At 60.7% G+C, this 26,151-nt stretch carries 26 protein-coding genes and 1 tRNA gene; 9 read left to right on the top strand and 18 right to left on the bottom strand.

Annotated elements, in window-relative coordinates; genetic code table 11:
• The first annotated feature begins 32 nt into the window (after window positions 1–32).
• The gene (locus tag ACN0SD_RS05800; protein WP_417807281.1) at window positions 33–725 is read left to right on the top strand and encodes a DUF433 domain-containing protein; all 693 of its coding nucleotides are present in this window, start codon (window positions 33–35) and stop codon (window positions 723–725) included.
• A complete protein-coding gene (locus tag ACN0SD_RS05795; RefSeq protein ID WP_417807280.1) occupies window positions 722–1,117 on the top strand; it encodes a hypothetical protein in 396 nt (131 codons plus the stop codon). The genes ACN0SD_RS05800 and ACN0SD_RS05795 overlap by 4 nt, the downstream gene beginning before the upstream one ends.
• A gap of 296 nt (window positions 1,118–1,413) precedes the next feature.
• On the opposite strand, the gene ACN0SD_RS05790 is transcribed toward ACN0SD_RS05795, so the two are convergent.
• From ACN0SD_RS05790 to ACN0SD_RS05750, 9 genes are all read right to left on the bottom strand, one after another.
• Window positions 1,414–2,181, bottom strand: a complete 768-nt coding sequence (locus ACN0SD_RS05790; protein WP_417807279.1) for a hypothetical protein — start codon at window positions 2,179–2,181, stop codon at window positions 1,414–1,416.
• A gap of 54 nt (window positions 2,182–2,235) precedes the next feature.
• Entirely contained in the window at window positions 2,236–2,946 is a 711-nt protein-coding gene (locus ACN0SD_RS05785) for a PEP-CTERM sorting domain-containing protein (protein ID WP_417807278.1), read from the bottom strand.
• A 223-nt stretch (window positions 2,947–3,169) separates the two neighbouring features.
• Complete coding sequence (locus ACN0SD_RS05780; RefSeq protein WP_417807277.1) at window positions 3,170–5,062, bottom strand: acyl-CoA synthetase; 1,893 nt, start codon at window positions 5,060–5,062, stop codon at window positions 3,170–3,172.
• A 199-nt stretch (window positions 5,063–5,261) separates the two neighbouring features.
• Window positions 5,262–5,699 carry a peptidoglycan-binding protein LysM gene (gene lysM / locus ACN0SD_RS05775; RefSeq protein ID WP_417807276.1) on the bottom strand — a complete coding sequence of 146 codons (438 nt, stop codon included), beginning with the start codon at window positions 5,697–5,699 and terminating at the stop codon, window positions 5,262–5,264.
• 117 nt (window positions 5,700–5,816) lie between these two features.
• The gene (locus ACN0SD_RS05770) at window positions 5,817–7,598 is read right to left on the bottom strand and encodes an ABC transporter transmembrane domain-containing protein (protein ID WP_417807275.1); all 1,782 of its coding nucleotides are present in this window, start codon (window positions 7,596–7,598) and stop codon (window positions 5,817–5,819) included.
• 138 nt (window positions 7,599–7,736) lie between these two features.
• Window positions 7,737–7,822 (bottom strand) — tRNA-Leu (locus ACN0SD_RS05765).
• 40 nt (window positions 7,823–7,862) lie between these two features.
• Window positions 7,863–8,639 (bottom strand): enoyl-CoA hydratase-related protein, encoded by a 777-nt coding sequence (locus tag ACN0SD_RS05760; protein WP_417807274.1) that lies wholly within the window; start codon window positions 8,637–8,639, stop codon window positions 7,863–7,865.
• A gap of 84 nt (window positions 8,640–8,723) precedes the next feature.
• Window positions 8,724–9,188, bottom strand: a complete 465-nt coding sequence (locus tag ACN0SD_RS05755; RefSeq protein WP_417807273.1) for a cytochrome c-type biogenesis protein CcmH — start codon at window positions 9,186–9,188, stop codon at window positions 8,724–8,726.
• A 3-nt stretch (window positions 9,189–9,191) separates the two neighbouring features.
• Window positions 9,192–11,159 (bottom strand): heme lyase CcmF/NrfE family subunit, encoded by a 1,968-nt coding sequence (locus ACN0SD_RS05750; RefSeq protein WP_417807272.1) that lies wholly within the window; start codon window positions 11,157–11,159, stop codon window positions 9,192–9,194.
• 216 nt (window positions 11,160–11,375) lie between these two features.
• Here ACN0SD_RS05750 and ACN0SD_RS05745 point away from each other — a divergent pair, with 216 nt between their 5' ends.
• From ACN0SD_RS05745 to ACN0SD_RS05735, 3 genes are all read left to right on the top strand, one after another.
• Window positions 11,376–11,783, top strand: coding sequence for an META domain-containing protein (locus tag ACN0SD_RS05745; RefSeq protein ID WP_417807271.1), 408 nt, complete (start codon window positions 11,376–11,378; stop codon window positions 11,781–11,783).
• A gap of 78 nt (window positions 11,784–11,861) precedes the next feature.
• The gene (locus ACN0SD_RS05740; protein WP_417807270.1) at window positions 11,862–12,590 is read left to right on the top strand and encodes a rhomboid family intramembrane serine protease; all 729 of its coding nucleotides are present in this window, start codon (window positions 11,862–11,864) and stop codon (window positions 12,588–12,590) included.
• Entirely contained in the window at window positions 12,590–12,976 is a 387-nt protein-coding gene (locus tag ACN0SD_RS05735; RefSeq protein WP_417807269.1) for a GFA family protein, read from the top strand. Before ACN0SD_RS05740 ends, ACN0SD_RS05735 begins: the two co-directional genes overlap by 1 nt.
• Here the strand turns inward: ACN0SD_RS05735 and ACN0SD_RS05730 are convergent.
• Window positions 12,948–14,561, bottom strand: coding sequence for a GMC family oxidoreductase (locus ACN0SD_RS05730; RefSeq protein WP_417807268.1), 1,614 nt, complete (start codon window positions 14,559–14,561; stop codon window positions 12,948–12,950). The two genes, ACN0SD_RS05735 and ACN0SD_RS05730, sit on opposite strands and share 29 nt — an antisense overlap.
• Before the next feature lie 269 nt (window positions 14,562–14,830).
• On the opposite strand from ACN0SD_RS05730, the gene ACN0SD_RS05725 reads away from it, so the two are divergent.
• The gene (locus ACN0SD_RS05725) at window positions 14,831–15,256 is read left to right on the top strand and encodes a hypothetical protein (RefSeq protein WP_417807267.1); all 426 of its coding nucleotides are present in this window, start codon (window positions 14,831–14,833) and stop codon (window positions 15,254–15,256) included.
• 50 nt (window positions 15,257–15,306) lie between these two features.
• Here the strand turns inward: ACN0SD_RS05725 and pheT are convergent, their stop codons facing one another.
• The 8 genes from pheT to pyk all read right to left on the bottom strand — a co-directional run bounded on the left by pheT (window position 15,307) and on the right by pyk (window position 22,293).
• Complete coding sequence (pheT, locus tag ACN0SD_RS05720; RefSeq protein ID WP_417807266.1) at window positions 15,307–17,715, bottom strand: phenylalanine--tRNA ligase subunit beta; 2,409 nt, start codon at window positions 17,713–17,715, stop codon at window positions 15,307–15,309.
• A gap of 9 nt (window positions 17,716–17,724) precedes the next feature.
• Entirely contained in the window at window positions 17,725–18,012 is a 288-nt protein-coding gene (locus ACN0SD_RS05715; protein WP_417807265.1) for a YrhK family protein, read from the bottom strand.
• On the bottom strand, window positions 18,009–18,464 hold the full coding sequence (locus ACN0SD_RS05710) for a hypothetical protein (RefSeq protein WP_417807264.1): 456 nt from the start codon (window positions 18,462–18,464) through the stop codon (window positions 18,009–18,011). The genes ACN0SD_RS05715 and ACN0SD_RS05710 overlap by 4 nt, the downstream gene beginning before the upstream one ends.
• Entirely contained in the window at window positions 18,461–19,534 is a 1,074-nt protein-coding gene (gene pheS / locus ACN0SD_RS05705; RefSeq protein ID WP_417807263.1) for a phenylalanine--tRNA ligase subunit alpha, read from the bottom strand. Before pheS ends, ACN0SD_RS05710 begins: the two co-directional genes overlap by 4 nt.
• A 297-nt stretch (window positions 19,535–19,831) precedes the next feature.
• Window positions 19,832–20,209 carry a 50S ribosomal protein L20 gene (gene rplT / locus ACN0SD_RS05700; RefSeq protein ID WP_038131653.1) on the bottom strand — a complete coding sequence of 126 codons (378 nt, stop codon included), beginning with the start codon at window positions 20,207–20,209 and terminating at the stop codon, window positions 19,832–19,834.
• 16 nt (window positions 20,210–20,225) lie between these two features.
• Window positions 20,226–20,426, bottom strand: coding sequence for a 50S ribosomal protein L35 (gene rpmI / locus ACN0SD_RS05695; RefSeq protein ID WP_038131654.1), 201 nt, complete (start codon window positions 20,424–20,426; stop codon window positions 20,226–20,228).
• Between the two features lie 146 nt (window positions 20,427–20,572).
• Entirely contained in the window at window positions 20,573–20,812 is a 240-nt protein-coding gene (locus tag ACN0SD_RS05690; RefSeq protein WP_417807262.1) for a hypothetical protein, read from the bottom strand.
• Between the two features lie 35 nt (window positions 20,813–20,847).
• Window positions 20,848–22,293 (bottom strand): pyruvate kinase, encoded by a 1,446-nt coding sequence (gene pyk / locus ACN0SD_RS05685; protein ID WP_417807261.1) that lies wholly within the window; start codon window positions 22,291–22,293, stop codon window positions 20,848–20,850.
• A gap of 138 nt (window positions 22,294–22,431) precedes the next feature.
• Here pyk and ACN0SD_RS05680 point away from each other — a divergent pair, with 138 nt between their 5' ends.
• The 3 genes from ACN0SD_RS05680 (at window position 22,432) to ACN0SD_RS05670 (ending at window position 26,149) form a co-directional block, all read left to right on the top strand.
• On the top strand, window positions 22,432–23,178 hold the full coding sequence (locus ACN0SD_RS05680; RefSeq protein WP_417807260.1) for an N-formylglutamate amidohydrolase: 747 nt from the start codon (window positions 22,432–22,434) through the stop codon (window positions 23,176–23,178).
• A 143-nt stretch (window positions 23,179–23,321) separates the two neighbouring features.
• The gene (locus tag ACN0SD_RS05675; protein WP_417807259.1) at window positions 23,322–25,265 is read left to right on the top strand and encodes a calcium-binding protein; all 1,944 of its coding nucleotides are present in this window, start codon (window positions 23,322–23,324) and stop codon (window positions 25,263–25,265) included.
• A gap of 236 nt (window positions 25,266–25,501) precedes the next feature.
• Window positions 25,502–26,149 (top strand): hypothetical protein, encoded by a 648-nt coding sequence (locus tag ACN0SD_RS05670; RefSeq protein WP_417807258.1) that lies wholly within the window; start codon window positions 25,502–25,504, stop codon window positions 26,147–26,149.
• The last annotated feature ends 2 nt before the right edge of the window (window positions 26,150–26,151 follow it).

The following is a 26,151-nucleotide window of genomic DNA, read 5'->3' as shown; positions in this document are numbered from 1 at the left end:
TTCATCGCGACCTTGAGGAATAGGCTATCCATATGAGAGCCGAACTCAACCCAGCATGGAGAGATCGTTTACGCCTCCCCGCCTATCGCGTCGGGGAGGCTGCTTCGTATGCTCGTATTTCAGCCCAAACTGTCGCCGCTTGGGAAAAGTCCTATACCCCCAAACGCCGATCAGTTTTGACAGTGCGGGAGGCAGGTCAAGGACTTAGTTTCTTGCAGTTGATTGAAATTGCAGTTGTTGCTGAACTTCGGCGGGTCGGTCTTAGCCTCGAGAAAATTCGAACCGCGCGCGCTTATTTTTGTCAAGCTCTCAACCATCAAACGCCATTTGCCACGCAAGACTTTAAGACCGATGGAACTGACATCCTTCAGGAAATGAAATCGGCAGACGGTAAGCTGATCACTGACAAACTTGTGGTAGCAAACGCCAGTGGCCAACTCGCTTGGACTGAGTTTCTCGGAAACCAGTTCCAAGAATTTCACTACGGCGACGGAATAGTTGTTTCTTGGAAAGTAAGTGGCCCGCAAAGTGAACTTGTTATTGATCCGCAAGTATCATTCGGAGCTCCCTCGGTAAGGGGAATTATGACACGTGCGATAAAGAGCGAATATGCAGCAGGTTCAAACATTGACGAAATAGCTGAGGATTATGATTTACCTGCAAAGCTCGTAATAGAAGCTTTGAAATTTGAAGGGCTATTTTTAGGGGACGAAGTTATACATTGAGCCGCCTAACTTTTTATTTTGACAGAAATATCGGTCGGAAATTGCCGGAGGCTTTGATGCACCTCCAACCTCCATTTGATGTTTGCTGGCATAACAAAGAAGGCTTCGCTCACAACATGCCCGACGACAAATGGATGGAAGTCGTTGGCCCAAGGGGATGGATTGTATTCAGCCAAGACTGGAAGTTTCATATCCGAGACGTAGAGCTTGAGGCGGTGAAACAGCATAATATCAAATGCTTCTACCTTCCAGGATCAGGGGCGACAAAGTGGGCCACCTACTGTCAACTCATCAGGTCACACGCGCGCTTGATAGAAATCGCGCAGAATGAAGCGCCACCGTTCATCTATGATGTTAAGCGAAACGGTCATTTGAAGCGCATAGTATTTTAGCCCCCTCAAAACTCCACCACCCTCACTCCCCCCAGCCCGTGCGACCAGCACGGGCCGCGCCCGACCTCCCCCCGGGAGGGCGCATTGCGACACCACCGCAGGCTAACACGTTAGGGGATGCGGCACGATAAAGTGCATATCACGAGCGGAGCGAACGCCCACCCGAGGTCGGGCGCGGCCCTCATCGCGCTATCCAAACGCCAGCAACTTGCACGCCCCCTGCGCCGCGACGCGCGGCGCGTTCGCCGCTGAGGGCGTCCACTGGATGCCCTCCGAGACGCGGCTCACCTCCCCTCTCAAAACTCCACCACCTGCACGACCTTCGCGGCAGGTCCGCTTGGCACGGCCATCCGGCGCATCGGGGCTGCCCCCGGTGCCATCTCCATCACTGGTTGCACGCTGGGCAAGGCGCGGTAGATCATCGCCAGATGCTCGGGTTTGATGCGCCCGGCCGCACAGGCGCCTTTCTTGTTCCACAACTGGCGCGACACGGGCCCCGCCACCGCAGAGGAAATCGCCTGCGGGGCCACGTCATTGGGTTGCACTCTGCCCGCCGCGATCAGCGATTTGATGGCCTCGGCGGCGATCTCGGCGCTCTCGATAAAGGGCATGTCGGCCACGGCGGCCTCTCCCTCGGTCGCCGCGCCATCGTTGACGCATTTGCGCGCCACAAACAGCCAGTCATGCACCATATAGGCGGGCGCGTAGCCCCAAGGCGAAAACCCGTTCATCGCCTGCGCCATCTGCGGAATCGAGCCACCATCTGTATACATCATCGTAGGTTCGATCACCTGCACCGTGCCCCTCCCTCCGCGCGTGAATCGCAGCGGATCGGCGGTGGGCACAAAGACGAAACTACCATCGCCCAGCCCGCGTTTGCTTTCATCGACCCACATCACGAACAGCGCGCCCTCGAATTTGCCCACCGGGGCAGCCTCGTAATCGACATAGCCGCAGCCCGTCAGCGCAAGCATAGCCAGTAAGGCGCGCATGGTGATCCTCCCCAAGAGTTTCCCCAGCGTAACTCCGGTGCGCGCAATCACCAAACCCAGATTGGCACGCATACGCAAAACGCGCGCCGGATCGGGCGCGCGTTCATCGTTTTGGTTATCGAGGAATCAGGCCAGGTTGGCTGTGAAAGAGGCCGAGTTTCCCCCCTCCCGTCGCTTCCAGCCCAGAAAACCGAACAGCCCCAAAGCCGCCAGCATCATCCAGATCGTCGGCGGCAAAGGCACAGCCGCAGGCGTTTCCACCATCATCGCGATATCGTCGAGCGTTGCCGTCATCGACCACCTTTGCGCCTCAAGCGAGAACTGCACGCCCAGCGAATTGCCCGCATTGGCCTGCATCAGCGACGTCAGATCAAAGCTCAACGTTGATGCCGTGCCACTGCCAATCTGCAACCCCGACGATGCTGTCGAATAAACCTGTGAAATCACCGTTCCCAAAGAATCCACAATCGACGCTGTGAACTGTTGATCAGGAATGTCGAAATACCCATAGAGGCCAATCTGTTGGGTAAAGTTGAACGTGGCCGATATGACCTGATCGGGTACCGTGAAAAACTGCGTCAGCGTCGAGACGCCCCTGTAGTTTGGGTCATAGCTTACGTCATAGTTTCCGCTCAATGCAGGGTTCAGAAAGCTCCCGCTCTGGCTCTCAAAGCTTTCGCCGCTGCCGTTCGAGGTCGTGCTCCAGCCCGACAGATTGCCAGTCTCGACCCCCCCATTGCTGATCAGATCGACGCTGAGCGCCTGTGCAGCACCCGCACTAAGCGAACCGGCTAATGCCAGCGCAAAAATTCCGGTTATGAAACGGCGAAACGTCATGATCGTCGGTCCTACTCATTACTTCGTTTAGCCCACCACTCGGGAAGCACGCCCCGAGTCGTTTAGGCTTCGTTAACGATGATTAGGCCCTCCAATTGCGATCAGATTGCGGCGCGGCAGCGGCAATGCAGCGTCAATTTTTCGGTCAGTTTCGGGCGAACGCAAAACGCCGCCCCCTAGGGGACGGCGCTGCACATCGCATCAAAATATCAGTGGGAAAGCCCTAGCGCGCCCAATCCCATGGCACGGTAAACTCGCCCAGAACATGGCCCAACTTTTCCTCGTCACAATCGCCAGTGGTTGCGACATGCGCCACCAGCCCGCGCTTTTTATCTTCAGAAACCGAGATCACATGCGCCGCGACGCACTGCTCGCTCAGCACCTCGTTCAGCACCCGGATGATCGCGCTTTTGCGCAGGTCGGGTTTGAATATCTTGCCCACAGCGGTCTTGGGCAGTTCGTCCATGATCTCAAGATGCTTCGGGATGGCGGCGCGCTCGTGGATGTTCTTTTTGGCGTGTTCAAGCAGTTCCTCGACGCTCACGTTTTGCCCGCCCACAAGCTCGACATAGGCACAGGGCAATTCGCCGGCAAAAGCATCGGGTTGACCGATCGCGCCCGCAAAAGCGACTGCCGGATGGCTAAGCAGCGCGTCCTCGATCTCGGCGGGGTCAAGGTTATGACCACCGCGAATGATCAGATCCTTGGCGCGCCCGGTGATCCACAAATAGCCATCGGGATCAAGTCGCCCCAGATCGCCGGTGCGCAAGAACCGCTCCTCGGCAAACAGATCGTGGTTTTTGTCCGCCTCGGTATAGGTCGAGCCTTCGAACACGCCGGGATTGGCGACGCAAATCTCGCCCACCTCATCGATCCCGCATTCGTCGAAATCGCCATTACGTTTGCGCAAGATCCGCACATGCGTATAGGGCAGCGGAATACCGACCGAGCCGACCTTTTTCATCCCGTCCACCGGATTGACCGAGACCAGACAGGTCGCTTCCGTCAGCCCGTAGCCTTCGGAAATCTCGACGCCGGTGGCCTTTTTGAAGCGGTTATACAGCTCAACCGGCAGCGGGGCAGACCCCGACAGCGCCGTGCGCAACGAGGAGATATCGGCATCGACCGGGCGCTGCATCAGCGCGGAAATCGCCGTGGGCACGGTGATCAGGAAGGTCACCTTATAGCGCTCGACCAGCTTCCAGAAGTTGTCAAATACGCCCTCGCCGCGATAGCCCGCAGGGGTCGGAAAGATAACCTGCGCACCGCTGGCAATCGCCGACATCAAGATCGGGTAGGCGGCGAAGACATGGAACATCGGCAGCGGGCACATCATCACATCAGTCTCGTCAAACAACAGCCGCCCACCCAGCCAGCCGTTATAGATCATGCCGGAATATTTGTGCTGCGCGACCTTGGGCATTCCCGTGGTGCCGCCGGTGTGGAAATAGGCCGCCACGCGGTCTTCCTGCACGTCTTCGAACATCAGCTTGTCGCCGGGCAGTTTCGCGGCCTCGGCATTGAAATTCATCACTTTGGCGTGGTGCTCAACCTCAACCTTGGGACGCACAAACGGCACGATCCAGCTTTTGGGCGGGGTCAGATAACGGTTAAGATCGACCTCAAGCACCACTTTCACATTGGGCGCAAGGCTCACCGCCTCGGCGGCCTTTTGCGCGACATCGGTCTTGGGAAAGGGCTTGAGCGTGATCAAAACTTTGGCATCGGTTTCGCGCAGGATCGCGGCGATCTGCTCGGGGTCCAGCAGCGGGTTGATCGGGTTCACGATCCCCGCCGTGGCCCCGGCCAGCAACGCCACCACCGTCTCGGTCGCATTGGGCATCAAGTAGGCCACGGTATCTTTCGGCCCAACCCCGAGGTGACGCAGCAGGTTGGCGGCCTGCGTAACTTGCGCATGTAGCTGCGACCAAGTCAGCGTTTCGGCCTTATCCTTGGGCCCCGAGAGGATCTGGAAGGTAATCGCGGGTCGGTCGCCATGCGTCGCGCAGGTTTCGCTGAGAAAGCCATAAAGCGTGGTCGCACGTTTGCGTTCTTCCCACGGCTTTTCAGCCTCAACGGCATCGCGGTCGGCGATCGTTGCAAATCGTTGCTGCATTTTAGTCCTCCCCTTAGCGGTGCCGCTCCTCTTGCGATCCCGCCCGCACAGGATGCGGCAAAATTTGCATCCACGGCAAGGGGGAGCGCGGATTGATACGTCACGTCATTGTCTTATGACGTGGGGAAACACGCGCGCCTTTTCAAGCAAAAGGGCGCCCCGCAAGGCGCCCCGTCGCATCGAAGTGATAAAAACCCAATCAGATCTTGGGGATGCGCAGCACCTGACCAGGATAGATCTTGTCGGGATGGGTTAGCATCGGCTTGTTGGCCTCGAAAATCTTCGGGTACAGATTGGCATTGCCCAGCGTCTTTTTGGCAATCGCCGATAGCGTGTCGCCCTTTTCAACGGTATGGAACACCGCATCAGCGGTATCGCTATCTTCGTCTGTTTCAACGCTGGCCACACCGTCGATATTGCCAACCGCCAAAATGATCTTTTCCTTGGTCTCGGCGTCAATCGCCTTGCCCTTGACCACAACCTTGTCGCCCTCGACCGCCAGATCGACGCCCGACGCATCCAGTCCCAGCCCCTTCAACTCAGCCTTAAGCGCGTCTTCCTTGGGCGCCTCGGCAGCAGCCGCTTCTTTGCCAAACAGTGACTTACCTGCGCCTTTAACGAAATTCCAAAGACCCATTGGTTCCTCCATTCAATACACAACTGGTCACGCCAGTCTTGCGCACAGGATGCCCCAAGCGGACGCGCAAAGACAGGGGAAAAAGGCGCGCTCTTTCCTCAGAACGCGCCCGCGCCTTTACATCCCGTCTGTGAATTGCAGCCGCGCCAGTTCGGCATACAGCCCGCCCTCAGCCACAAGGCTGTCATGGCTGCCCTGCGCCACGATTTTCCCATCCTCGAATACCACTATCCGGTCGGCCTTTTTCACCGTCGCCAGGCGGTGTGCCACGATCACGGTCGTGCGGGTGCGTGCAAGCTGATCGACCGCCGCCTGCACTTCGCGTTCCGAGGCCGCATCCAGCGCCGAGGTCGCCTCGTCCAGCAGCAGGATCGGCGCATCGCGCAAGATCGCACGCGCAATCGCGATGCGCTGCTTTTGTCCACCCGACAGCATCACGCCACGCTCGCCGACATAGGTGTCAAACCCATCCGGCAGCGCGCTCAGGAAGTCGTAGGCATGCGCCGCGCGCGCGGCTTCCTCGACCTCATGATCGCTCGCATCGGGGCGCCCAAAACGGATGTTTTCACGCGCCGAGGCGGCAAACACCACCGGGTCTTGCGGCACCAGTGCCACGGCCTGACGGAAATCATGACGCGCCATCTCGCGCAGATCATAGCCGTCGATGCTGACAGTGCCAGTTTCCGGGTCCCAGAACCGCTGGATCAGTTGAATAACCGTGGTTTTACCGGCCCCCGAAGGGCCGACCAACGCCACCGTCTCGCCCGGGGCGATCTCCAGATCCACATGATCCAGCGCCGAAACCTCGGGGCGCGAGGGGTAGTGGAAACTCACATCCTCAAAGCGGATCGCGCCTTGCGCAGGCATCGGCAGCGGCACAGGATGCGCGGGATCTTTGACCGTATCTTCGGTTTGCAGCAGTTCGACCAGACGCTCTGTCGCGCCCGCCGCGCGCTGCAATTCCGACCAAATCTCCGACAGCGCACCGACCGATCCGGCCACCATCACCGCGTAGATCACGAACTGCACCAGCTCGCCGACCGACATCTCACCGGCACGCACATCGCGCGCACCGACCCACAGCACGCCGACGACGCCTGCGAAAACAAGGAAGATCACGATCACCGTCATCACCGCGCGCGTGCCAATGCGTTTCTTGGCCGACAAGAACGCTTGCTCGGTCACATGGCCGAAATTGTGGCGCGTGATCGCCTCATGGGTAAAGGCCTGCACGGTTTGCGCCGACAAAAGCGCCTCGGACGCCGAGCCAGACGAATTCGCGATCCAGTCCTGATTTTCGCGCCCCAGACTGCGCAAGCGCCGCCCCAGCACGACAATCGGGATCACCACAAGGGGCACCACCAACAGCACCAATCCCGTCAGCTTCGCCGAGGTGAACAGCAACATAATCATGCCACCAATCAAGATCAGCACATTGCGCAGCGCGACCGATACCGACGAACCGATCACCGACAGGATCAGCGTGGTATCGGTGGTGATGCGCGAGATGATTTCGCCCGTCAGGATACGCTCGAAAAACGCCGGGCTCATCGAAATCACCCGGTCAAACACCGCCTTGCGAATATCGGCCACGACCCGCTCGCCAAAGCGCGTCACAAGGTAATAGCGCGCGCCAGTTCCCAGCGCGAGCAGCGCCGCAATCAGCAACGCGGCGGCGAAATACTTGTCCAGCAGCGCAGCCCCTTGCTGAAACCCATCAATCACCCGACGCACCGCCAAAGGCAGGATCAGCGAGATCGAGGCCGTCGCGATCAGCGCCAGCAACGCCGCCGCCGCATAGCCCTTATAGGGGGCCACAAAGGGCGCAAGCCCGCGCAGCGCGCCAATCTGTTTGGTCTTGGGCCGGTCATCCGCCGGGCCGATGGGTCTGCGAGCCATGAATTCCCCCTCGTTTGCGCCATCGGGTTTAGGGGTAGCGCCGTTAGGGGGCAAGCCTCGATTGGGCCACTCTCCCCGCGCCGGGGCGCGCGCGGCCTTCACAACCGCTCACATTCGGGTGGAGATTGCGAGCGGGTGTGGTGCGGGCGGCCGGACTTGAACCGGCACGGCCTTTCGGCCCAGGGAGTTTAAGTCCCATGCGTCTACCATTCCGCCACGCCCGCGCTGCTCTTGGCTAGCGCGGCGCGCGGGCGGAGGCAAGTCTCAACGACCCTCGAATTGCGGCGGGCGTTTTTCAAGGAACGCCAACACGCCTTCGCGGAAATCATGGCTTTGACCCAAGCTGCCTTGCAACTCGGCCTCTAGCTCAAGCTGGGTGGGCAAATCATTGGCGTAGCCCTCGCGCAACGCGCGCTTGACCGCGCCGTAAGCCGCCGTCGGGCCATTGGCCAGATGGGCGGCGCGCGCGCGCCAGTGATGATCAAAATCAACCTCGGACACGGCTTCCCAGATCATGCCCCAATCCACCGCCTGACGCGCGGTGATCTTGTCGGCAAACAGCGCCAGCCCCATTGCGCGCGCGAACCCCACTTGGCGCGGCAGCCAATAGGTGCCCCCCGCATCTGGCATCAGCCCGATGCGCGTAAACGCCTGTAAAAACACCGCTGAGTCCGAGGCAATCACCACATCCGCAGCCAGCGCAAGGTTCGCCCCTGCCCCCGCCGCTGCGCCGTTCACCGCCGAAATCACTGGCAGGCGGCAGTCGTAGATCGCGCGCAGCATGGGTTCGTATTCGTCGCGCAAAACCCGTTCCAGATCGAGGCCCGCCGCCGCCGCGCCATCACCCAGATCCTGACCCGAACAAAACGCCCGCCCCGCCCCCGTCAGCACGATCACGCGGGCCTCGGCCTCGGCGCGTTTCACCGCTTCAAGGATCTCGGCGCGCATCTGGCCATTGAGCGCATTCATCACCTCCGCTCGATTGAGCGTGATGATCGCGACGCCATCGTCATTTGTGTAGCTGATCGCCTGATAAGACATTGCGCGCCTCCCTTTTCCTGTTCGCGCCACGATAACGGGCGGGCGCGAAAGGAAAAGGGGAACGGTGCGTCACATTGAACGGGCTTACTCGCCCATCAATTCTTTAAGCCGTGCCTGTTCGTCGCTAGACAGCGCGGGCGAAGCCGGCCCCTCGCTCGCATTGCGCCGCGAGCGGACGTAGAAAAAGCCCCCGATCAGCGCCAGCAACAGCGCGCCCGGCCCGAGATACCACAGCAGCAGGTTCGCCCCGCTCTTTTCCGGCTCAAACAGCACGTATTCACCGTAGCGCGCGGTGACGTAGTCGATCACCTGCGTATCCGTGTCGCCCGCTTGCAAACGATCACGCACCAACAGCCGCAGATCCTTGGATACGGCGGCATTGGAGTCGTCGATATTCTCTCCCTGACAGACCGGGCAGCGCAGCACTTTCGAGATTTCGCGCGCCCGCGCCTCAAGCGCGGGATCTTTGAGAACCTCGCTGGGCTGGACCGCGTAAACCGGCGCGGCCCAGATAAGCAAAGCTAAACTGAGAACGAGTTTCTTAAGCATTGCTTATTCCGCCGGGGTTGCATGGGTCGGTGCGGTGCTGGCTTTGCGTGCACCCGCCGCGACGCGATAGCGCCGATCCGAGAGGCTTAGCAAACCGCCCAGCGCCATGATGATCGCCCCCGCCCAGATCCAATCCGCGAACGGCTTGATATAGGTGCGCACCGCATAGCCGCCATCCTGCTGGGGATCACCAAGCACCAGATAGATGTCGCGCAAGAAGGTGGTGTGGATCGCGGCCTCGGTCGTGGGCATGCGCTGCACCGGATAGACGCGTTTCTCGGGATGCATCGTGGCGATCAGCTTGCCATCCTGTTTGACCACCATCGTGCCAGTCGAGGAGATAAAGTTCGGCCCCTGCACCTCTTGGACTTTTTCCAGCGTGATGTCGTAGCCATCCACGGTGAACGGCACGCCCATTTTGGCGACGCGGATGTCTTCGATCTGCCCCGCCATCAACAGACCAATGCCGATAAAGGTGATGCCAAGACCGGAATGCGCGGTGGCCTTGCCCCAATCGGCGCGCGGCAGACGGCGCAGACGCGAGGGGGTGCGGGCCGCGCGGGTCCACAGCTCGGTTGCAGCGCCCAGCACCAGCCAGCTGCCAAGGAAGGTTGCGATCAGCGCCATCAGTGAATTGCCCGATTCCAGCGACCACGCCAGACCGCCAATCGCCAGCGCCAGCACAAAGGCGGGAACAAGGCTACGCACGGTGCGCCCAAGGCGCGCGCGCTTCCACGGCATCATCGCACCAATCGGCAACACCAGCGCCAGAATGATCATGAAGGGCGTGAACGCCTGATCAAAGAATGGTGCCCCGACCGAAAGCTTGCGGCCAAAGAACATCTCGGCCACCAGCGGCCAGACCGTGCCGACAAACACCACCAAAGCGGCGACAGCCAGCAAGATGTTATTCACCACCAGCGCGGTTTCGCGCGACACCATCGAGAACACGCCCTTGGCCTGCATCGAGGTAGCGCGGAACGCGTATAGCGTCAGCGCGCCGCCCACGAAGAACGCCAAAATCCCAAGGATAAAGATACCGCGCGACGGATCAGAGGCAAAGCTGTGCACCGAGGTAATCACCCCCGAGCGCACGATGAATGTCCCGATCAGCGAAAAGCCAAAGGCCATGATCGACAGCAGGATCGTCCAACTTTTCAGCGCCTCGCGCTTTTCCACCACAACCGCAGAATGGAGCAGCGCAGCCGCCAGCAACCACGGCATGAACGAGGCGTTCTCGACCGGATCCCAGAACCAGAAGCCGCCCCAGCCAAGTTCGTAATAGGCCCACCACGAGCCCAGCGCGATACCGATAGTCAGGAAAACCCAAGCCGCCAACGTCCACGGACGCACCCAGCGCGCCCAAGTCGCATCGACGCGGCCCTCAAGCAGGGCCGCCACGGCAAAGGAAAACGCCATCGAAAGCCCGACATAGCCGAGATACAGAAAGGGCGGATGGAACGCGAGACCGGGGTCTTGCAGCAACGGATTCAGCCCCTCACCGTTAAAGGGCGGCTCGGCGAGACGCGTAAACGGGTTCGAGGTGAAAATGATAAAGGCAAGGAAGGCCACGCCGATCCAAGCTTGGACTGACAGCACACGCGCACGCAAACGTGGCGGCAATGCGCCTCCGAAAAACGCGGCAGCGGCCCCGAACAGCGCCAGGATCAGCACCCAGAGCAGCATCGAGCCCTCGTGGTTGCCCCAAACCCCGGTCACTTTATAGAGCATCGGCTTATCGGTATGGGAATTGGCCCAGACCAGTTTAAGCGAGAAATCCGACACCACGAACGCATGGGTCAGCGCCGCAAAGCTGATAGCAATCAGCAGGAATTGCGCAACTGCGGCGGGATCGCCCACCGCCATCCAGCCTCGCCAGCCTTTGTGTGCGCCAATCAGCGGCACACTCGCCTGCACCAGTGCTACACCAAGTGCCAAAATCAGGGCAAAGTGGCCAATTTCATTGATCATCGGGAATCCTCCTGTCGCGTCGGCAGCATAGAGGCAAGTTCAGCCGCGGCCAAGGAGGATGCGCGCCGATGTCGCAAGCAGTCACGACTCCGTGAATGGTCGTGCTGCACGGGGCGCGCTATTGGGAGCTATTCGACCCGGATTTTTCAACGCCATTCACGTCTTTTCAAAAGATTTTGGGCCGACAACCAGGTGGATCTGGCGAAAGGAAATGCGATGCGCGCGATCATGATCGGGACAGTTCTGGCAATGACGGCTTTGGCCGGGTGCAAATCGGACTCGCCCGATCCGCTTGAGGCGCTCGCACCCAATGTGATCTGGAAAGTGACCGAGATCGCTGGCACACCGGTGCCTGCCAAGGTCGAAGTCACGCTGAGCCATCCCGAAAAGGGGCTGATTGCGGGCAGCTCGGGCTGCAATCGCTATAACGGGCGGATCTCAACGCAAGACGGGCGCGTCCGGATTGGTGAGTTGGCGGGCACGCGGATGATGTGCCCCCCCGATGTCATGGAAGTGGAAGGCGCGTTTCATTCCAATATCGCGCGGGTCGATGCGGTGAACATCGTCGGCGATAAGCTGCAACTGCTGGAAAATGGCACGCCGGTAATCATCGCTGAACACTAAGAGAAACAGGCAGCGCCCCCGTCACGGCTGCGCCAAGTTCCTCTTGACCGGCAGGGCGGGCGTGGCACACTCGCGCCCATGTTTCCGTTGCGCGATCATAACCCTTCGGGGGCAATTCCTTATGTCACTTGGGCGCTGATCGCGATCAATTGCGCGGTTTATGTGATGACCACCGATTGGGGGCTGGATCTGCGCGGGGTCTGGTTGCGCAACGCGTTGTGGCCGGGGGCGGTGAGCCATGGCGAGATGCTGCACGGGCTGGTGACGCATATGTTCCTGCATGCCGGACTCCTGCATCTCGCAGGGAATATGCTGTTTCTCTGGGTGTTTGGCGACAACCTTGAAGAGCAGTTGGGCCATATGATCTTTGCCGCCTTCTATCTGGCCTGCGGGCTGGTGGCCGCCCTCGCGCAGGTTTTTTCCGACCCCGGTTCGATGGTGCCGATGGTTGGGGCCTCGGGGGCGATCGCGGGGGTGATGGGGGGCTATGTGCTGCTATTCCCGCGCGCGCGCATCGACGTGATGTTCTTTTTCGTGCTGATCTATAAAATCTGGCCGGTGCCCGCGTGGGTGGTGCTGGGGCTTTGGTTTGCCCTTCAGGTCGGCAGTGAAATCGTCGCCGGAACCAGTGGCGGCGTCGCGCATATGGCCCATATCGGGGGCTTTGTGGCGGGGCTTGCGCTGTGCATACCGCTGTGGTTGGTCTTGGGTGGGCCGAGGTTTTGGTCACGCACCCACGGCTGCCCGCCCCACCCCGCAAGCCGGTTCGGGTCCACCCAGATTCCCGTTGTCAGGAGAGAGCGCTAATGTTGCCCGATATTCAAACGCCCCATCGCCTAAGCTGTCATTGCGGCGCGGTGGAAATGGCCGTGACGCTGAGTGACGGGTTAGCGACAGCGCGACGCTGTGATTGCTCGTTTTGTCGGCGTCGAGGCGCGGTTGCGGTCAGCGCGCCCCTTGATGGCATTCGGATCTTGAAGGGGGCCGAGAACCTGACGCTGTATCAGTTTGGCACGCTCACGGCGAAGCATTATTTCTGCAAGATCTGCGGCATCTACACCCATCACCAGCGCCGTTCAAACCCGAATGAATACGGGGTGAATGCGGGCTGTCTTGAGGGGGTGAACCCGCGCGATCTGGACCCGGTGCGTTGGGCCGATGGTGTCAATCACCCGCGCGATCGGAACGGATGAAATCCGCAGCGCGCTCGGCGATCATGATCGTGGGCGCGTTGGTATTGCCCGACACGAGGCGCGGCATCACCGAGGCATCCACCACCCGCAGTCCCGCGATCCCGTGCACGCACAGTTGCGCATCGACGACCGCCATCTCGTCGCGCCCCATCTTGCAGGTGCCCACCGGGTGATAAATCGTGTCGGCGCGCGCGCAAATATCGGCCATCAGCGCGGCGTCCGATCCATCATGACTATACAGTTTGCGCCCGCGCCACGGGGCGAGTTGCGGCGCATCGGTGATGGTTTCCAGCAGCCGCGCCGCGCGCAGCATCAACGCCTGATCGCGCGGGTCTTGCAGAAAAGCCGGATCAATCAGCGGCGCGGCATCCGGATCGGCACTGGCAAGGCGCAGCGTGCCGCGCGATTTGGGCCGCAGCGCGCAGATATGGGCCGACCAGCCATCCGCCAGATGCGGCTTGCGCATATGCTGATCGACAATGCCCACGACGAAATGGATTTGTAGATCGGGGCGGCTAAGACTGGGATCGGAACGTAAAAACGCTCCGCCCTCGGCCATCGGTGAGGCAAACAACCCCTCGCCATGCTTGCGCCACCCCGCCGCCGCGCGCGCCATCCGCATCAATCCGCGCGGGTTCAGCCCCACGACATCGCGGCGCGGCGAGGTGTAACTGATGATGTAATCAAGGTGGTCATGCAGGTTCGCGCCAACGCCCGGCAGATCATGCACCGGCGCGATCCCGTGTTCGCGTAGGTGATCGGCAGGGCCGATGCCCGACAGCATCAAGAGTTGGGGCGAATTGAACGCGCCTGCGCTAACAATCACCTCGCGCCGTGTCGTAATGTGCAGGCGCTTGCGTCCTTGGCGGATCAGCGCCCCGGTGGTGCGGGCGTCCTTGATCAGGATTTTCTCGGCGCGCGCGCGGGTCAGAACCGTCAGGTTGGGGCGGGACATGACCGGGTGCAAATAGGCAGCAGCGGCCGAGCACCGCTCGCCCTTGCGCGGCCCGTCCCAGAATTGCGTGACCTGATAGAGCCCCGCACCTTCCTGCTGCACGCCGTTGAAATCGCCGTTGGGCGGGCATTGCACTGCAGCGCAGGCCTCGACAAAGGCACGCGAAATCGCACGCGGGCGGCGCTGATCGCCCACTTGCAGCGGGCCTTGATCGCCATGCAGATCGCAGGAGCCGCGCATGTTACGCTCGCTTGCCAGAAACCACGGCTTGCAGCTGTCCCAATCCCAACCCTCGGCCCCCATTTCGGCCCATTCATCGTAATCTTCAGGCTGCCCGCGCACATAAAGCATCGCGTTGATCGCGGACGACCCGCCCAGCCCCCTGCCGCGCGGCTGAAAGCCCCGCCGCCCGTTCAGCGCCGCTTGCGGTGTGGTCTGATACGCCCAGTTGTGGATTTTCGGGCGCCCCGCGACAAGGGCCGCAACCAGAGCAGGCGCGCGCACCAGAATGTCGCGCGCCTCGCGCCCTGCCTCGACCAGACAGACGGTCACGGTTGGGTCTTGCGACAGGCGCGCGGCCAGAACCGCCCCCGCCGAGCCACCGCCCAAGATCAGGTAATCAAATTGCAAAAAGGCGCCTCCCCGGTTGGGTCAGAGCCTATCGCAAAAGCGTCGCGCGCAAAGCATGACGCAGCGTCCCATGTCTCTGCGCCGCACCAGACAAACTCGTGCCTTGTCGCAACAACTCCATCCTGCGTCCGCAAAACAGCCCCCGACTATTTCACCTATTTCTTTCGCGCTCCCGCGCCACAAGAGGTGACATTCGACAGCATAGGTTTCGCGAGCTATCTTCTTTGAACCGGACGTTATGAGACAGCTACTGGTATATTCCGTTTGCGATGCTGCTATTTGCCTGCGCGCCGCTGCACATGCGCGATTTGCGCCTGTCGGGGCAGTGGCAAATAGCAATCGTCGTGGGGCTGTTACTGATGCCGTTATTGATGCACCGGCCGCTGTTCAATCTCTCCAAATTTCATGGGGTCATCTATTGCACACCCGTCTATCTGGTCGGGATGCTGACCTCGCTGCATTGGAAGCGCGAGATCTCGGCATTGGCCTTGCGGGCTGACGCCTCGTTCGGCATCTTCTTCCTGCATCCGCTGCTGATCTTCGTGATTGCACGTCACGGATTGCTGCCGGTGACTGGACACGCAGCGATAGATTTCACACTCTGGTTCACGGCAATCACCGCGCTCAGCTATATCCTGACCCGCATGTTCGAGAAGGCATTTGGCGCGCAGTCACGCCGCCTGATTGGCGCATGAAAAGGGCGGGGTTTCCCCCGCCCGTATCCGCATAGAATTCCATTCTGTCATTAAGAGCGCAGGCTACCGCCTGTGGCCTTGGAAACCTTGTCCACGATCTTGGCACTGACCGCCTCGATCTCGGCATCGGTTAAGGTCTTGTCGGTGGGCTGCAGGCGCACCGACAGCGCGATGGATTTCTTGCCCGCGCCCATCTGCTCCTCAGCCTTCGCGCCCGTGAACTGGTCAAACACCTGCACGCTGTCGATCAGCTTTTTGTCTGCGCCAAGGGCAGCGTTGACGGCTGTGATCGCCTCGACCTGAGAATCCATGACAAAGGCGAAATCGCGTTCCACCGCTTGCAGATCAGAGCTGCTCAGCGCCGGACGGGTTGCGCCCTTTTTCTTCGGAAAGGGCACGTTTTCCAGCCGGATCGTGAAGGCGACAGCAGGCCCTTTGACGCCCATTTCGCGCAACGTCTTGGGATGCACCTCGCCAAAGCTGGCCAGCACATTCGGGCCAAGCGCCAACGTACCTGCGCGGCCGGGATGCCACCAACCATCAAGCTTGCGGGTGATCTGCGCGCGCGCGGGCGCACCGATGGCTGACAGCGCGGCTTCAAGATCGGCCTTGGCATCATACAGATCGACCGGGCGACGCGAGCCCCACGGGTCACGCGGACCGGCTTGACCGACCAACAGACCAGCGGCTTGCACCACCTGTTCACCCGGCTCGCCGCCGCTGAAGGCCGGCCCGACCTCGAACAACGCCAGATCAGTGAACCCGCGCGCCTGATTGCGGCTTGCGGCCTGCAACAGGCCGGGCAGCAGATCGGGGCGCATATGGGTCATTTCCGAGCTGATCGGGTTGTCCAGCTTCGTTGCATCCGCGCCACCGCCAAACAGCGTGGCCGAGGCCGCGTCGATGAAGGAATAGGTCACACATTCGTTGTAACCAAGACTGGCGATGGTGCGCCGCGCCATGCGGGTGCGCACCTGCATCGGCGTCAGGATCGGCCCCGGCACACCGCTGGTTTCGCGCGCCATCGGCGTGCCTTTCAGCTTGGTCAGCGAGGCGATGCGGGCCACTTCCTCGACCAGATCGGCCTCGCCCAGAACATCGGGGCGCCAGCTGGGCGGAGTGGCCATATCACCGTTCAGGGTGAAACCCAAAGCGGTCAGCGTTTCGCGCTGCGTCGCCTCGGGAATCTCCATACCGACCAGCGAAATTACCCGCGCGGGGTCAAGACGATAGGCGCGCGTGGTGTCGGGCACAGCCCCGTCCATCGCGATTTCCGACGCCTCACCGCCGCACAGATCGAGCACCATTTGCGTCGCCAGTTCCAGCCCCGGCAGGGTGAACTCGGGGTCCACGCCGCGTTCAAACCGATAGCGCGCATCGGAGTTGATTTTCAGTGCGCGGCCCGTGGCGGCGATAGTGATGGGCGTCCAATAGGCGGATTCCAAAAACACATCGACGGTGTTCTCATCAGCCCCCGAGGCCTCACCGCCCATGATCCCGGCCAAGCTTTCAACGCCGTTATCATCGCAAATCACTATGTCGCCAGCGCGCACGGTGTAGGTTTTCTCGTCCAGCGCGAGGAATTCCTCGCCGCCCTTCGCGGGCTGAATACGCAGATCGCCCGCGACCTTGGCCATGTCGAACACATGCAGCGGGCGGTTCAGGTCATAGGTGAAGTAGTTGGTGATATCGACCAGCGCGGAAATCGGGCGCAAGCCGATCGCGCGCAGACGTTTTTGCAGCCATTCGGGGCTGGGGCCGTTGGTGACGCCACGAATAACGCGCCCAGCGAATAGCGGGCAGCCCTTTTCCTTGAGCGCCGGGTCAATGCTGACCGAGACCGGGCTGGGAAAACCGCCGGGAACGGGCTCAACCTCTAGCGGTTTGAGCATCCCCAAGCCGCGCGCGGCCAGATCGCGCGCAATGCCGCGCACGCCCAAAGCGTCGGGGCGGTTGGGGGTGATGGCGATGTCAAAAACCGGGTCCACGGCCTCGGGGCGGTTGGCGGCCAGCCAGTCGGTGAACTTTTGCCCGACCTCACCCGAAGGCAGCTCGATGATGCCGTTATGCTCGTCGCTCAACTCCAGCTCGCGCTCGGACGCCATCATGCCATGGGACTCGACGCCGCGAATTTTGCCAATGCTCAGCGTCACATCAATGCCGGGCACATAATCGCCGGGCTTGCACAGCACGACGGTGATGCCCTCGCGCGCGTTGGGGGCGCCACACACGATCTGCTTTTCGCCCTCATCCGTTTGCACCGTGCACACTCGCAGACGATCTGCGTCGGGGTGCTGGCTGGCGGCCGTCACACGCGCTAGCGTAAAGGCGGCCAGCTTGGCGGCGGGGTCGATGACCTCTTCGACCTCAAGCCCCAGATCGGTCAGCGCATAGGCGATTTCATCGACGGTGGCCGTGGTATCAAGGTGATCCTTGAGCCAGGAGAGGGTGAATTTCATGTCTGTCTCCTAGTGTTTCTTGGCGATGTCGTCGTAATCGCCCATACGCAAGAGTTGGATTTCACGCCAGAGGCGGATCGAGGGTTTGGCCGCGAATAACAGCGAGCCGATCAGGAACAGCCACGTCGCGGGAACCGACAGGCTGGCATAAAAGAACAACACCGACCCCACAACAAAGCAAATCGCCGCCCCGAAATCGACGCAGGTATAAGCGATTTCCGTGAGCGCGTAAAAGCGGCGCTGCGCGGGGGTTTGCTCGTGGGCGGGGGTGGAGAAGAGGCGGGGTTGTTGGGTCATTTTAATTGGTTCAAGTTTTGGCTCAGCTTGTATTCGCGATTTTTCTTGTTCGGAGCAAAAGCAGACCATCTCATGGCGTCTTCGCGCATAGCCAAAATCATTCGGTTATAACGCGTCATTAGAGACATGAATTCTGGGTGGCCCGCTTCTGTGACGCTCGACAAAATTTCTTGAGCGGATGCGAATAATTGAAAATACTCGCTTGCATTGGTCAAGACGTCCTGCGAGCCGTAAACAGAGAGTATCCCAATTGCACGTTGCACTTCTTGGATGTCTGGCTCTCTCTCTGAATGAGCTTCATTTGGAGCCGGGCAAACACGAAGGAAATCCTCATAGGCTTTGCGTTTTTGATCGAGAACTTTCTCTGACTGCGAAAACGCCTTGCCGAGCAAAAAACTTACAATGGCAATTAAAGTGCTTCCAATCCAGATTAACGCCCCCACCAAACTCACCGGCTCAACCCACCAAACACCGTCGGCACATCAAGCGCATTAAACCCGTAATGCTTCAGCCAGCGCAGGTCGCTCTCGAAGAACGCGCGCAGGTCGGGGATGCCGTATTTCAGCATCGCGAGGCGGTCGATGCCGATGCCGAAGGCAAAGCCTTGCCACTCGTTCGGGTCGATCCCGCCCGCTTTCAGCACTTTGGGGTGCATCATGCCCGAGCCGAGGATTTCCATCCAGTCATCGCCCTCACCGATTTTCAGCGCCCCGCCCTTCCAGGAACAGCGGATATCGACCTCGGCGGAGGGCTCGGTGAAGGGGAAATGCGAGGCGCGAAAGCGCAGTTCGACGCCGTCGACCTCGAAGAACGCTTTGCAGAACTCTTCGAGCACCCATTTCAGGTTCGCCATGGAGATATCTTTGCCGATCGCCAGCCCCTCGACCTGATGGAACATCGGCGTGTGGGTTTGGTCCATGTCCATGCGGTAGACGCGGCCCGGCGCGATCACGCGGATCGGCGCGCCCTGATCGAGCATCGCGCGGATTTGCACGGGGCTGGTATGCGTGCGCAGGACGTGGGGCGGGCGGTCGTCGCCCTCAGCGCGGTTCATGAAGAACGTGTCATGTTCCTGCCGCGCGGGGTGTTCGGGCGCGATGTTGAGCGCGTCGAAATTGTGCCAGTCGTCCTCGATCTGCGGTCCCTCGGCCACGGCAAAGCCCATATCAGCGAAGATCGCGGTGACCTCATCCATGACTTGGCTGACCGGGTGAATGGTGCCCACGCGGCGCGGGCGGGCGGGCAGCGTGACATCCAGCCATTCCTCGCGAAGGCGCACATCAAGGGCGGCATCGGCCAGCGCCGCCTTTTTGGCGCGCAACGCGGCGTCGATCTCATCCTTGAGGACGTTCAGCGCCTTGCCCGTGGTCTGGCGTTCCTCGGGCGTCATCTTGCCCAGCTCGCGCATTTTGAGGCTGATTTCGCCCTTCTTGCCCAAAGCGGCAAGGCGGATTTCCTCAAGCGCGGCTTCGTCACTGACCTCGGCCACGGCTTTCAGGTATTTTTCGCGCAGATCCTGCATGTCTTTCCCCGCAAATTCTTTGGCCTAGGGGTTAGCTGCAGGGCGGCAAGTTTGCAACCTTGGCTTTATAAGAAGAGGGGCTCTGCCCCCGCGCTTACGCGCTCCCCCGGAATATTTCCAACACTTGGAAGCCGGGATGCGTTTGCCCTTCTTCTTGATCCAAATATCCCGGGGGTGAATGGCCGTAGGCCAGAGGGGGCAGCGCCCCCTGCCCAGCGCGCACACAAGATAAGGCGCGCAACGCAAAAGGCCGCCCCGAGGGAGCGGCCTTTCGTGATTTCGATAGCCGTGTCGCGCTTAGGCAGCGACAGCCGTTGCTGCAGCGGCTTTGGCCTGCTCCACGATGGCGGCGAACGCCTCGGGCTCGTGCACGGCGAGATCGGCGAGAACCTTGCGGTCCACTTCGACGCCAGCCAAAGCCAGACCGTGGATGAACTTCGAGTAGCTCAGATCGGCATCGACCAAACGCACGGCAGCGTTGATACGCTGGATCCAGAGCGCGCGGAAGTTACGCTTGCGCGCCTTGCGGTCGCGGGTCGCGTATTGGTTGGCCTTGTCGACCGCCTGCGTAGCAGTGCGGAAGTTGCGCGAGCGCGCGGAGTAATAGCCTTTCGCCTTTTTCAGCACTTTTTTGTGCGAGGCGTGGGTGACTTTCCCGGATTTAACGCGTGACATTGTTCAAGTCTCCCGATCAGCGATTATAAGGCATGTATTTCTTCACGATCTTCGTATCCGCCTCGCACAGCACCATGGTGCCTGCGGTGTCGCGGATGAATTTCGTGGAGCGTTTGATCATGCCGTGGCGCTTACCAGCGTGACCGACTTTGATCTTGCCGGTGGCGGTGAACTTGAACCGCTTTTTCGCAGCGGATTTCGTCTTCATCTTGGGCATTTACATCTCCTTTTCAGGGTGTGGAAGCGCGACTCGGCATGCCACTTGGGCCGGACGCGCGGTGGTCGAGCGCGCCTGATAGACGCGCGGGCTGCGCTTGGCAAGGCCAAACTTACGAAATCACAGACTAAACCGCAGTGCGCAAACTAGTTCAACACTCGCGCAACCGTGCGCGCGACCGCATCGGGGATGCGTTCGATCGTGTAGCCATCGGGTTTGGCATAGAACGCAAAAACGATCAGCCCGCCCGCCACCAGCACCGCAACTGCGGCGGCGCGTGGTGGGCGATGATCGGAAAACGCCGAAATAACGGCCGGGATCGCGAAAATCGCGATCACCAGCCCAATTGTTAAGATCAGATCGGTATCAAGCCCGGCCAAATCCATTCCGTGCCCCTTTCGTCTCGCCCCCTTAGGGAAGTTTACTCAGGGTCGGTGCGATAAATCAATCTTTCATCGCAAGGGGCTACGCGCAGGATGTTCGTCGTGCCCTGCACGTTGAAAGGCACACCGGCGGTCACGATGATCTGCTGCGTTTCATCAGCAAAGCCGAAATCGCGCGCCGCGCGGGCCGCATTTACCACGGCTTGCTTGAATCGCTCTAGCGCGCCGCAATGCACGGCATGCACCCCCCAAGTCAGGGTGATCCGGCGCAAAGAGGCGTCCATCGGTGACAGCGCGATGATCGGCACGCGCGGGCGTTCACGCGCGGTTAACGCAACGGTCGCGCCCGACTGGGTATAGGCGCAGATTGCGGCAATATCCGTGGTCTCGGCGATCTCGCGGGCCGCGGCCACGATTCCATCGGCGACGGTCTGGCGGTCGGCATTGCGCGACGCCTCGATGATTTCGCGATAGAGCGGGTCCTTCTCGACCGAGATCGCGACGTTGTTCATCGTCTCGACCGCCTCAACTGGATAGCGCCCGGCTGCGGATTCCGCGCTGAGCATGACAGCATCGGCGCCCTCATAGATCGCGGTGGCCACGTCGGACACTTCGGCGCGCGTCGGCATCGGGCTTTCGATCATGCTTTCCAGCATCTGGGTTGCGACGATCACCGGCTTGGCGGCAGCGCGACATTTGCGGATCAATTGTTTCTGGATCGGCGGCACAGCCTGCACCGGCAGCTCGACGCCAAGATCACCACGTGCGACCATCACCCCGTCCGACACCGCGAGGATGTCGTCAAAGCAGCGCACCGCCGAGGGTTTCTCGATCTTGCTCAGGATCGCGGCGCGGCCCTTGGCCAGATCGCGCGCCTCAATCACGTCCTCGGGGCGCTGCACGAAGCTGAGCGCAAGCCAGTCCACCCCCATCTCGCAGGCGAATTCCAGATCCTTGCGGTCCTTGTCAGACAGCGCGGCGACGGGCAGCACCACGTCAGGCACGTTCACGCCCTTGCGGTCGGAAATCGTGCCGCCCACGGTGACGGTGCAATTGGCGTAATCCGCGCCGCAATCTTCGACACGCAGGCGGATTTTTCCGTCATTGACCAGCAGTTCCGAGCCCGGCTCGAGGGCTGCGAAAATCTCGGGATGGGGCAGACGCGCGCGATGTGGGGTGCCGGGCACATCCTCAAGGTCAAAGCGGAACGCGTCGCCTTCCTCAAGGTCGGCTGCACCGGCGGCAAACGTGCCCACGCGCAGCTTTGGCCCCTGAAGGTCGGCGAGAATGGCAATCGGGCGCGAGAACTCGGCCTCGAGCTTGCGGATAATGGCGTGACGGGCGCGATGCTCGTCATGGGTGCCGTGGCTCATATTAAGGCGGAACACATCGGCACCGGCGACAAACAGCGCCTTGATGCTTTCATAGTCCGAAGAGGATGGGCCCAAGGTGGCCACGATTTTAACATTGCGAAGGCGTCTCATGCGTCCTCGTCTCCTGATCAAATTGGTGTCATTTCGTGGGCCAATAACGGGTATGACGCAAATTGTCGCGGCCTGCAACTGGCCCTTGGCTCACGTTTCGGTCTAATTGGGCCAATATCGAGAAAGCGTGAAGAGACGATGACGGATCAATCCCCCTATAGCATTACCGGCCCCGAGCGCCCCTCGCGCTGGCTTGTCACCTGCGATCATGCCCGCAACACGGTGCCCGATTGGGTGGCGGAGGGCGATCTGGGGATCGCGGCGGCGGATATGGCGCGCCACATCGCCTATGATGTGGGCGCGCTGGGGCTGTCTGAGGCGCTGGCAGAGCAGTTGGACGCCCCGTTGATTGCGTCGAATTTCTCGCGTCTGGTGATTGATCCCAACCGGGGCGAGGACGACCCGACGCTGGTGATGCAGCTATACGACGGCACAATCATTCCCACCAATCGCAACGCCAGTCCGGCGCAGATCGAGGCGCGGTTGGAACGACTCTATCGCCCCTATCATAACGCCTATGCAAAGCTGGCCGCGCAGCGCGACGATACGGTGATCTGCGCCGTGCATTCCTACACGCCAAAGCTGCGCGGGCGGGGGCTGCGGCCTTGGCAGGTCGGCGTTCTGCATGCACCCGCCGATAGCCGTCTTGCCCTGCCCCTGATCGCGCGGCTTTGCGCGGAGGCCGATTTATGCGTGGGCGACAATGAACCCTATCTGGGCCATCTGGAGGGCGACTCGATTGACCGCCACGCGCTGCAACACGGGCGGCCCAACGTGCTGATCGAACTGCGCAACGATCTGATCGAAACGCCCGAACAGCAAGCGCAATGGGCGGCGCGGCTTGCACCCATTTTGCAGCAGGTTCTGACCGAAAGCGGGTTATAGGCAGAAACAATACGCGCGTATTGCTAGGTTTTGTTTCGCATTGAAAAACGTGATCTCTCGGTGCCCTCACGAATGTTGACAGCAACGTGATTGCCCTTGATACCCTTGCTTAATTTCAAGGGGTTCTGGGGGGAATCACGATTATGATGTCACTTTTACTGTTCGCATTTCTGCCGCTCGCGTTGGTCTTCACGATAGGCAACGACGACGATGACAATAACGACAGCTCTGACGAATTGCCGCGCGACGAGACCGATCAGGAAAGCGGCACGGGCGAGGAGATCTCGATTGAAGATCCCGATCAGTTGACGCTTGGGACGGCGGGTGATGACACGATCACCGGCACCGATGGCACTGACAGCGTGAGGGGCGAAGCGGGCGACGATCGCATCTTTCTTAAAGGCGGCGATGATCGCGGTGAAATCTCGCTGGCCACCGAAGACGAACTGGACGCGGCCACATCGCCCGGCGATTTTCTGGATATCTATGAAAACACCGGCCTGTTTGGCGCGGTTGGCGGCACGGGCGACGATTTCATTGATGGCGGGCACGGCGATGATGCGATCACCGGCTCGCAGGGCGATGATACGCTGCGCGGCAATCTGGGCTCGGATTTCCTGGTTGATGTCGAAGGGGAAAACCAGCTTTTCGGCGGCTATGGCAACGATGAGCTGATGGCTACGGATATTGCCGGAGCGCCGGACTTGCTTGATGGCGGCGGCAATGATGATCTTCTGATTGGCGACAAGGGCGACACGATGACGGGTGGCGAGGGGACGGATACGTTCTCGATCTGGTGGCATGAGGGCGCTGACCCCGTCCACATCACCGATTTCGGGCATATCGGCACACCTGCCAGCACGTCGGGCACCGGCGAGGCGATCGTAGTCCAAGTCGATGATCTTAAAGATGTCTCCTCGTTCGAAGCCACCCATGACGGAACAAATCTGACGATTTCGCTGAATGGCAATTCAGTGGCGCAGGTCACTGGCGTGTCGCCTGAAGATTTCGAATCGGCAGCCGGTGCGATTTTCGTCACGGATGATATCAACAGCATGCAGGCCAGCTTCGACACGGCCCCTGAAACCGGCGCCGGTCAAACCCCGGAGACGGGCGATGACACCGCGGGCAACGACGCTGGAACCGGTGAGGACACTACGGCGGGCGGCGAAGCTGCAACCGGTGAGGACACCACCGCAGGCGGCGATGACACATCGGCAGGCGAAACCGACCCTCAGAAGGGCGATAGCATCGTCGGTGCCAGCGCCGCCCCCGGCGAGGGCGCTGATCTATACGGCACGCTATTGAACGACACGCTGCGCGGCACCGATTATAGCGACACGCTGAACGGATCGTCGGGCGATGACACGCTTTGGCTTGAGGGCGGCGATGATGGCAACCTGCTCGATGCGAACTCGGCCAATTTCATATTTTCAGGCAGTTCAATCAGCGTTTCGGCCTCTTTGCTGGAAGCCAACGACTTCTTCGGCGGCGTAGGCGGGGCTGGCAACGACTACATCGACGGGGGCAGCGGAAACGATTCCCTGTTGGGCGGGGCTGGCGACGACATGCTGCGCGGCAACACCGGCGATGATATGCTCTTTGATCATCTGGGAAGCGACACCTTCGACGGCGGATATGGTGATGACGCGCTCGTCGCTTTGGATGCCTATCAAGGGTCTTCTGATGTCGTGAATGGTGGCGCTGGAGACGATATGCTGTTCATCGATGACGGCGATCAGGCGACGGGCGGCGCGGGCTGGGACAGCTTCGTCCTCTCGCCAAGCGAGGGCGAGGGCTCGGGCCAAGCCGTCACGATCACCGATTTCAACCCGACGCCGTCGGGGGATAGCGAGAATGGGACGACCGGCGAGGCCGTGTTGATTGATGTCGCTGATTTCAAAGAGAGCGACGATTTCACCATCGGGCAGACCGGTGCGGATGTGACCGTCTCGCTTTGGGGGCAATCGGTGGCGGTGCTGCAAAATACGCAGCTTTCGGACTTGCAGCCGACCTCGGTGATGTTGGGGATCGACTCGACGCTGAACACTTCATCGCCCGAGATCCACCTACCGCGCACCGTCTGATTTGCACCCCGAATCGGCGCCCTTTTTCAAGGTGAAATCGGGTGCTGATTTGGCGGTGGGCTGCCTTGGTTTTGTCACTCAGTGTGGGCTTTGATGCTCCCATTTTAGCCAATCCCACCAAGTTGTTGAGATTGGTAAAGCAACGGTAAACAATCGCGCCCCAAAGCGCGCACAAACGCCTTGCCGATTGCGCCCGCCACCCCCAAGCTGCCCCCGACATCCTGGAGTTTGCAGCTATGTTCGCCTTGTTTCTTGCCGTAACGATCGCGCTTGCCGTGCTGGGCTGGGCCGAGTTCGCGCCCCGCCGCGCAGGCATGGGAACGCGGGCGCACGCGCATGAGGCCCAAAAGGGCGCGCAGGAGAATGGCCAAAGTGACGCCCCCAAACCCGCGCGGCGCAAGCGGATCACGCTGGCGCTGCCTCGTTTCAGACTACCCCGTTTCAAGCTGCGTCGGTTCAAACGCGTCGGCGTGACTGAGCTGGACGAACCGCTGGCCGATTTAAGCGCGCCGATCATGCCGCTAAATGAGTTGCGTGAGCCGGTCCTTGAAGACGCAGCGCCAACCGTGCGCCCAATGACACCCGTACCCAGCGACGCCGATGCTGACGTGATGGCACGGATCGAGGCGATGCTGGAGGCCCCCGAGGCGCAGACCGATGCAGCAGATGACCTGCCCCGCGTCACGGATTTTGCGCCCGGTGATAAGATAACGCTGGAACTTGACGGCCCTGCCCCGCGCGCCGCTGCAATCCGCTTTGAACCCGACGCCACGGGCCACCACGCGATTGCGTTGATCGCGAATGAGCCGGTCTTGCTGATTGAAAACACCGACCCGACCACGTTGACGCCTGCGGTCATGTCTTTCCGCGCACACGCCGCCTGAAC

Source organism: Thioclava sp. (assembly GCF_048263065.1).
Classification (GTDB): domain Bacteria; phylum Pseudomonadota; class Alphaproteobacteria; order Rhodobacterales; family Rhodobacteraceae; genus Thioclava.
Note: the sequence above shows the minus strand (reverse complement) of the source record. Positions and strands in the feature narration are given on the sequence as shown.

Bases quoted from the DNA above. Each gene is read 5' to 3' on its own strand.
- ACN0SD_RS05800 (WP_417807281.1), top strand. From the start codon at position 33: ATGAGAGCCGAACTCAACCCAGCATGGAGAGATCGTTTACGCCTCCCC.
- ACN0SD_RS05790 (WP_417807279.1), bottom strand. From the start codon at position 2,181: ATGCGTGCCAATCTGGGTTTGGTGATTGCGCGCACCGGAGTTACGCTG.
- ACN0SD_RS05785 (WP_417807278.1), bottom strand. From the start codon at position 2,946: ATGACGTTTCGCCGTTTCATAACCGGAATTTTTGCGCTGGCATTAGCC.
- ACN0SD_RS05780 (WP_417807277.1), bottom strand. From the start codon at position 5,062: ATGCAGCAACGATTTGCAACGATCGCCGACCGCGATGCCGTTGAGGCT.
- lysM (WP_417807276.1), bottom strand. From the start codon at position 5,699: ATGGGTCTTTGGAATTTCGTTAAAGGCGCAGGTAAGTCACTGTTTGGC.
- ACN0SD_RS05770 (WP_417807275.1), bottom strand. From the start codon at position 7,598: ATGGCTCGCAGACCCATCGGCCCGGCGGATGACCGGCCCAAGACCAAA.
- ACN0SD_RS05760 (WP_417807274.1), bottom strand. From the start codon at position 8,639: ATGTCTTATCAGGCGATCAGCTACACAAATGACGATGGCGTCGCGATC.
- ACN0SD_RS05755 (WP_417807273.1), bottom strand. From the start codon at position 9,188: ATGCTTAAGAAACTCGTTCTCAGTTTAGCTTTGCTTATCTGGGCCGCG.
- ACN0SD_RS05750 (WP_417807272.1), bottom strand. From the start codon at position 11,159: ATGATCAATGAAATTGGCCACTTTGCCCTGATTTTGGCACTTGGTGTA.
- ACN0SD_RS05745 (WP_417807271.1), top strand. From the start codon at position 11,376: ATGCGCGCGATCATGATCGGGACAGTTCTGGCAATGACGGCTTTGGCC.
- ACN0SD_RS05740 (WP_417807270.1), top strand. From the start codon at position 11,862: ATGTTTCCGTTGCGCGATCATAACCCTTCGGGGGCAATTCCTTATGTC.
- ACN0SD_RS05735 (WP_417807269.1), top strand. From the start codon at position 12,590: ATGTTGCCCGATATTCAAACGCCCCATCGCCTAAGCTGTCATTGCGGC.
- ACN0SD_RS05725 (WP_417807267.1), top strand. From the start codon at position 14,831: ATGCTGCTATTTGCCTGCGCGCCGCTGCACATGCGCGATTTGCGCCTG.
- pheT (WP_417807266.1), bottom strand. From the start codon at position 17,715: ATGAAATTCACCCTCTCCTGGCTCAAGGATCACCTTGATACCACGGCC.
- ACN0SD_RS05715 (WP_417807265.1), bottom strand. From the start codon at position 18,012: ATGACCCAACAACCCCGCCTCTTCTCCACCCCCGCCCACGAGCAAACC.
- pheS (WP_417807263.1), bottom strand. From the start codon at position 19,534: ATGCAGGATCTGCGCGAAAAATACCTGAAAGCCGTGGCCGAGGTCAGT.
- rplT (WP_038131653.1), bottom strand. From the start codon at position 20,209: ATGTCACGCGTTAAATCCGGGAAAGTCACCCACGCCTCGCACAAAAAA.
- rpmI (WP_038131654.1), bottom strand. From the start codon at position 20,426: ATGCCCAAGATGAAGACGAAATCCGCTGCGAAAAAGCGGTTCAAGTTC.
- ACN0SD_RS05690 (WP_417807262.1), bottom strand. From the start codon at position 20,812: ATGGATTTGGCCGGGCTTGATACCGATCTGATCTTAACAATTGGGCTG.
- pyk (WP_417807261.1), bottom strand. From the start codon at position 22,293: ATGAGACGCCTTCGCAATGTTAAAATCGTGGCCACCTTGGGCCCATCC.
- ACN0SD_RS05680 (WP_417807260.1), top strand. From the start codon at position 22,432: ATGACGGATCAATCCCCCTATAGCATTACCGGCCCCGAGCGCCCCTCG.
- ACN0SD_RS05675 (WP_417807259.1), top strand. From the start codon at position 23,322: ATGATGTCACTTTTACTGTTCGCATTTCTGCCGCTCGCGTTGGTCTTC.
- ACN0SD_RS05670 (WP_417807258.1), top strand. From the start codon at position 25,502: ATGTTCGCCTTGTTTCTTGCCGTAACGATCGCGCTTGCCGTGCTGGGC.